Genomic DNA, 6439 nt, shown 5'->3' with positions numbered 1-6439 from the left:
TCGGATAATATCCTCGTTGTTACCTGCGAGAATACTTGCCAGTAATTCAATTTTATTGGCAGAAGAAAAATCTGGTTCAGGTTTATCATCAGGGCCAAAGAGCAACCAAATGACAAAAACAGTTATTATCAAAAGTAGGATGCTTATTATTTTTTTACGTACCGACATTTTTATCTTCTCCTCGCTTCAAATAATCATAAAAATCTTCTTTTGATTTTTTATGCTCATCCGTATCTGGTTTCCATAAGAAATCCCATCTTTTCCCGTGCTTAATAAATTGGCCACCTGCTGTATGATTTTCAATAAGGTAATTAAGAAAGTTCCTACCATTTTCTTTATCGCCATTTCCCAAGGTCTGATAAAACTCGGTAACTCGATTTGTTTCATTTCTAGCAATTTCATTGTTATAATTTGCTTGAATTTTAAAAACATCGTCATACTGACCATTTTTGGATATTCTATCATAAACATTTATAGCATCTAGATCTGAAGTGAAGTCATTATCATCATATCTTGTTGAATCCACATCTCCTTTGAAGGAACTTTCATAATGTTCTGTACTAATAGGAATGTTGTCTATTCTCATAGTATTTCCGATGGTACTTAGTACATGAGCCAACAGTTCTCTCCTACCATCATTCGTAGATAAGTCTCTATCAGTCCAGGCTTGTTCTGTAAATGTCGATAATTGAATGGCTTCATGAGCAAGATCTTTCTTACTGGGAGAAGAGCCTTGTTGTTTTTCAATTTTTCTAATAAATAAGTTTACTTCTGCATCTGAGAAACCATATTCTTCTTTTAATATTTTTCGTAACTTATCGTTTTTTAATACACCTCCTAAACCAGACCAAGCTGCACGTCCTGTATCCCCAGCATAGACTGGCGAGGCAACCAATCTGTTAAATTCATAAACCACTCTCTCTTTAGACCATCCTTTTGTTTCAGCTTTTTCAAGAATTGATTGCTGCAACTGGTATAAGAGATTTGCTGTTTCAATATCAAATCCATATATGTTTACGAAATCATCCACAATCACTTTCTTTTCCTTCTCAGCTTTAGTCACTGGGATATTCTTATCCAACCGATGTGTCTCAATCTTCTGCCCCTTCATTTTAATAGCCCAGCTCATGTCCACTCCATCAACATAGTGATTACCGTTGCTGTCTACTAGGACTTGGCTTAGCTGGCTGGCACCTTGGATAGCTAGACGGAGGACTTCTAGACTATCGCTGAAATATTGAGAAACCTGAGCGACAAAGAACTCCAGCTTTTCAATCTTCTCTTCCAATTCTTTGATTTGTGATTCAATTTGCGACTCTGCACTAGAGAGAATCACCAGAGACTGCATGTGAGAAACGATATTAAATGTAGCAATAGACTTCATGCGCTCTAAGAATGATTCTTTTGCTTCAATAGCCTTTTTGACAGATGCTAGCTGCTGCTCTCTCAATTCTTTTGTCTTCTTCAGCTGATCCAGGTCGAGGTTTCCGTACTCAGCTACCTGAGCATCTGCAGTTCTGTATGAATTTAACTCCGTTTGAATGTCGTCCACTGCAGCCTGTAGCTTCTTAATGGCAGGAACGATAATCTCTGAAAAGAGGCCTTTCCCTGCAGTATAGGCAGCTCCCATGAGTTCTCCTGAGTCTAGGGTAGCTATTAGGTGGTCACATCCCTGAGACAATCGATCTGTCACCTCATTGGCCACTTGAATATTACTAGACATGGCCTCCATCAGCTGTGAAGACTCCGATGCACTGTACTTTACTCCCATGGTAAAGAGTTCCTTTCTTTCGTCAATTTTTCTCGATTTTCATCTAATTTTTGCTGAACTTTCCTTGTTTGTTTGGAAACATTGTCCAACTCCTGCTCTATGTAGCTATCTATTGTTTGCTGCAAGGCTTGGTTTTCTTCCCATATTTTACGATTGGTAGAACTAGTCTCTGATACGGGATCTATCAAGTTTTCTATTTGGGCATTCATCGTCCAAATATCTGTACGAAAATCCATTACCTTCTCTTCATAACGCCTTTTGAGAACTAAAAGATCTTCTTCTTGATTCTCAAGCTGAATGATTTGCTTATGTAATTGCTCACGTTTTTCTTGATTTTTATCTTTTATCATCATTTACTCCAACGTTGCGCCTGCTCTACATCACGCTTTTCAATTTTATAAGCTATATCAGGAAATTTATTAGCCTGAGTCAGGACAGCTGCGCTAAAGTCACTGACAGCCTACAACATTTGATTGCATGCCTGACGGCCAGACTCCATACCAGCATTCTCTCTTGCATAGCTAAGTCTAGCTGTTGATTTTGCTTGTTGCTTGTATCTACACCAACCAATTCACTGATAGCGTTCCGAGCAGAGATAGCACTTGACTTGATTTCCCTTTTTCACACTTCCTTGACATAAACCAACTCTTGTTCACTAGATAGATCAGGTCGATAAGTGAAGCCTGCAAAGCTTAATTTTTTCATCTGTTCGACTTCTGTCACTTGGTTAGTTATTAGAGCTGTTAAAAACTCGCCACGTGCTTTTTTAGAAATGGTCGAATGGACTTTCAGCTTGCCGCCTCGGTCTTCCAGAAACTTGAATCCTATCATGCGCTGGCGGATTTTCTTAGAAAAGACTGTTTCAAACTCGCTGGACAGGAGGGAGAAAATCACCTCATCTTCTGCCAGAGCTTGGTCATAAGCTTCTTTCCAAAAAGCCTTGAGACTCTTCCCATCTAACTTAAACGACATCATAAAGTCCAAGCGATGGGGCGCTATGGGCTCTAGGGCTGGGATGACTCCGTAAAGCGCTGATGTGATGGCAAGATGCTTCTCGATATACTGACTTTCCTCCTTGGTATAGTCCTTCCTCTTGATATGGCGGTACATGAGGCCGTCAAAAAGATAAAGTGCTGGAGCATGCTGCGCAGTTCCTTCTCGCAAAGCCTGAATAGCTTGCCACTCTACCTCTGCTCTTTCTGGAGAAATTTTATAAAAAGTTGCCAAGTTAGCTACTGGCATAGTTGCCAACTCATCCAACACAGCCTGAGTTTGTGCTGAAGGTGGATTCGGGATTGCGGATGGCGCAGTTAGATTCAACTCTTTCGCAGTTGGGATAAGAATTTTCATAGTTTCCTTCTTTCATTTAGTGAATATGGCGGACAACCCATTTGCCTAAGGTTGTCTCTAGTAGATAGCTGCCGATGATGAAGCCTAGCAGATTGGTCAAGATATCACCCAAGTCAAAAATGCCCAGGTGAAAGAGATACTGGCTCCCCTCAACCATACTAATAGCCAAGGTAAAACAAGCCACATGTTTCCATGACAGCTTGCAGAGAAAGCCCAGCGGAATGAACATAATGATATTCATGGTGGGTACCAGCTTATCTCCATAAATCCAATTATAGGTAAAAGACTGCAGATCTAGACTGAAGCCCTGTTTACCGATATTTTTCAAAAAGAGAGCATAAAACAAAATGATAAAATAAAGGGCGTAACTAGCTAGCACCAGCCAGCGGGGAATATGCCGACTGTAGAGGCCACGAATGAAAAGTGAGCTAATCGCTGTCAGAGTCAGGATGATAGAAGCTGGTATCAACAGATTCCACTCTGGCTGATTCTTGTAAAAGACGACGGCTACGTAGGCATAAAAAAAGCGCATATAGAGCCAAGACCAAAAAATCAGACTACCTAGGAAGGCTGCCATATCAAAGATTGTTTGTTTTTTCATCTGAAACCTCCCTTTCTTCTTTTTAAAATTATATCAAATTTTAATGGGACATTCTATTTTTTGCTTGACTTTGATTTGCAGAGATGTTATCATCTAGTTATAAAGACTAGATAAGAAAGTGATAAAGATTTGAACGCTCAACAAGTTTTTCCCAAGTGGGACGAAATACCAGAACTAGATCTATATTTAGACCAAGTTCTGCTCTATGTAAACAATGTCTGTGGCTCTTCTATTTCAGCCGCTGACAAGGGACTGACCGCTTCTATGATTAACAACTATGTCAAGCACGGCTATATTGCCAAGCCGGTCAAGAAAAAATATCAACGCCGCCAAGTAGCTCGCTTGATTGCCATTACAACCTTAAAAACGGTCTTTTCTATCCAGGAAATCTCGGCTACTTTAAATATGCTGCATAAAGAAGCCGATTCGCGAGAGCTTTATGATGACTTCGTTGACTACATGAATGGCAATAAACTAGAGGTAGCACCCATCATTTCCACTGCCTGCCAGACGGTCAAACTCTATCAAAAGACCTTATCCCTAATCCAAGTACCAAATGAGGAGGAAGAAAATCTTGAACTACGCGCTTAAACTCAGTAAAAAACTATCCTTCGGTGAAGAAATTGCCAACGCTGTTACCCATGCGGTAGGGGCTGTTCTGATGCTGATTCTGCTGCCTATCTCAGCTATTTATAGCTATGAAGGGCACGGGTTGGTGGCCGCTGTCGGAACTTCTATCTTTGTCATCAGCCTCTTTCTCATGTTCCTATCTTCAACTGTCTACCACTCTATGTCCTATGGCTCGACCCACAAGTATATCTTGCGCATTATCGACCACTCCATGATTTACATCGCCATCGCTGGCAGCTACACGCCAGTCGTGCTGTCACTGATGAATAACTGGTTTGGCTATCTCATCATTGCTATCCAGTGGGGCACGACCATCTTCGGCATTCTCTATAAGATTTTCGCTAAGAAGGTCAATGAAAAATTCAGCTTGGCTCTCTATTTGATTATGGGCTGGCTGGTTGTCTTCATCATTCCGCAGATTATCGGTCAAACTGGACCTACCTTCTGGGGACTCATGCTGGCTGGTGGCCTCTGCTATACTGTAGGAGCTGGCTTCTATGCTCAAAAGAAGCCCTACTTTCACATGATTTGGCATCTTTTCATTCTAGCGGCTTCTGCCCTACAATACCTTGCTATCGTTTATTTTATGTAAGAGAAAAACACAAAAACCATCTGAGGATTCTCAGACGGTTTCTTTTTTTATGCTGATTGTTGATTCATCCCTGCTTTTCAGAGGCCTTCTGTGCTTGTGAGTTTTTCTGACTTGCTGAAAGATTGGATATAAGATTGGGACGGCGATGACTGTCGCTAGACTGGAGCCAAATGTACCAGTAATCTTAGCTACTGCCAGCAAAAAGGCTGCTGGTAAACTACTCCCGCCAAACAGTGTTCCTGTCAGAGTGTACTTGAGGATATTAAGCACAATCTTCACCAAAGCTGCGGCTACTGCTGTCACAAGAATATTTCTTAGTTTATCCTTTCTCTGAAAGAGTCCTTCATACAGAAAATGAATCACCACGGCTACTGCAAGTGCTTCTAGCAAGATGACTGGGATTTCCGCTGCGTAACCATTTAGCAAGTCAAATATTCCCAATCCAATAGCAGCCGCTAAAAAACCTAGTTTACTGCCAAAAATCAGACAGCCCACTACCACTAGTGCATTTCCAAAGTGAATAAACTGAGCTCCGACAGGAATTTTAAAAAACTGAATGCTCAGAAAAATCAAAGCAGCAAATAAACTAATCATGGTTAAGGTTTGCAAATCAAGTGTTTGTTTCTTCATCTTTTTCCTCCATTAAGGCTTGAAAATCAGCGAAAAGCTCTCCTAGATAGGGCTGGTAAAAAACGCCCTTCTTTGGATCTACTTGCTCTTTAAAGCTAAGTGCCAAGCTCTTTTCAATAAACTTCAAAATCACAGACAGGGCTTGCTTGATATCGATTCCCTGAACAAAAGCCGCAGCTACAAGTGTCGTCAATATATCACCCGTTCCAAAAAATTGCTGGGGCAGAGATGGACTAGAAAAGAGGTTAAACTCTTCTATTGCTGCATCAAAATAGGCCACACCAATCTGGTTTTCTTTCATTGACAAGCCAGTCAACAAGACCTTGCTCGATCCTAACTCAGCCAAACGCTTGCAGTAGTCCTCCCATCTATCTTCTGATAAACTCTCTTCGTAGGATTCTTCTAACAACAAACAGGCTTCCGTCAAATTAGGCAGAACCAAATCGGCATATTGGCAGAGGCGACGCATATGGTCTAGATGGGCATCTGAAAATCCCTGATAAAAAGTCCCCTTGTCCCCCATGATAGGATCCACGATAAGGGGCAAACCTTTTTCCTCTTTAAAGCGCAGCAAATGTTCCACCTGTATGTCAGACTTCAAATATCCTGTTACCAGAGCTGAAAAGTCGAACTCCATGCTCTGCCATTGTTTCAAAAAAGAAAGCATCCCATGCGTGTAATCATCCATATAGATGTCTGAAAAACCGCCTGTATGGGAAGATAAAATCATGGTTGGCAAGAGGGCCACCTCTAGCTGGCAAATTGCAAAGAGTGGCAGGGCAGCTGTTGCAGCAACCTTCCCTAAGCCAGAAATATCTGTGGCCAGAATGACTGTTTTTGTTTTCATGACTCCTCCTACTTGCTC

8 protein-coding genes and 1 pseudogene are annotated in these 6439 nt (G+C 41.2%); 2 read left to right on the top strand and 7 right to left on the bottom strand.

The window, feature by feature from the left end:
• Positions 1-154: 154 nt before the first annotated feature.
• The 5 genes and pseudogenes from QZ169_RS03820 to QZ169_RS03800 all read right to left on the bottom strand — a co-directional run bounded on the left by QZ169_RS03820 (position 155) and on the right by QZ169_RS03800 (position 3722).
• Positions 155-1771: an ATP-binding protein gene (locus QZ169_RS03820; RefSeq protein WP_295504995.1), complete on the bottom strand. Its 1617-nt coding sequence runs from the start codon at positions 1769-1771 to the stop codon at positions 155-157.
• Positions 1762-2121, bottom strand: a complete 360-nt coding sequence (locus QZ169_RS03815; protein ID WP_295504994.1) for a hypothetical protein — start codon at positions 2119-2121, stop codon at positions 1762-1764. The genes QZ169_RS03820 and QZ169_RS03815 overlap by 10 nt, the downstream gene beginning before the upstream one ends.
• Positions 2121-2383, bottom strand: a pseudogene (locus QZ169_RS03810) (TIGR04197 family type VII secretion effector). Before QZ169_RS03810 ends, QZ169_RS03815 begins: the two are co-directional and overlap by 1 nt.
• 9 nt (positions 2384-2392) lie before the next feature.
• Positions 2393-3121 (bottom strand): peroxide stress protein YaaA, encoded by a 729-nt coding sequence (gene yaaA / locus QZ169_RS03805; protein WP_295504993.1) that lies wholly within the window; start codon positions 3119-3121, stop codon positions 2393-2395.
• 16 nt (positions 3122-3137) lie between these two features.
• Positions 3138-3722 carry a VanZ family protein gene (locus QZ169_RS03800; RefSeq protein ID WP_295504992.1) on the bottom strand — a complete coding sequence of 195 codons (585 nt, stop codon included), beginning with the start codon at positions 3720-3722 and terminating at the stop codon, positions 3138-3140.
• A 129-nt stretch (positions 3723-3851) separates the two neighbouring features.
• Between QZ169_RS03800 and QZ169_RS03795 the strand changes: the two genes are divergently transcribed.
• Positions 3852-4313, top strand: a complete 462-nt coding sequence (locus tag QZ169_RS03795; RefSeq protein WP_295504991.1) for a DUF1836 domain-containing protein — start codon at positions 3852-3854, stop codon at positions 4311-4313.
• Positions 4297-4944, top strand: coding sequence for a hemolysin III family protein (locus QZ169_RS03790; protein ID WP_185756455.1), 648 nt, complete (start codon positions 4297-4299; stop codon positions 4942-4944). Before QZ169_RS03795 ends, QZ169_RS03790 begins: the two co-directional genes overlap by 17 nt.
• A gap of 30 nt (positions 4945-4974) precedes the next feature.
• Here the strand turns inward: QZ169_RS03790 and QZ169_RS03785 are convergent, their stop codons facing one another.
• Both QZ169_RS03785 and QZ169_RS03780 read right to left on the bottom strand, forming a co-directional pair.
• Positions 4975-5574 (bottom strand): ECF transporter S component, encoded by a 600-nt coding sequence (locus QZ169_RS03785; RefSeq protein ID WP_295504990.1) that lies wholly within the window; start codon positions 5572-5574, stop codon positions 4975-4977.
• Entirely contained in the window at positions 5555-6421 is an 867-nt protein-coding gene (locus QZ169_RS03780) for a pyridoxamine kinase (protein ID WP_295504989.1), read from the bottom strand. Before QZ169_RS03780 ends, QZ169_RS03785 begins: the two co-directional genes overlap by 20 nt.
• Between the last annotated feature and the right edge of the window lie 18 nt (positions 6422-6439).

The sequence above is a fragment of the uncultured Streptococcus sp. genome (assembly GCF_905372115.1).
In the GTDB taxonomy this organism is placed as follows: Bacteria; Bacillota; Bacilli; order Lactobacillales; family Streptococcaceae; genus Streptococcus.
The sequence above is the reverse complement of the archived record's forward strand: the minus strand, read 5'-3'. Positions and strand labels throughout refer to the sequence as shown.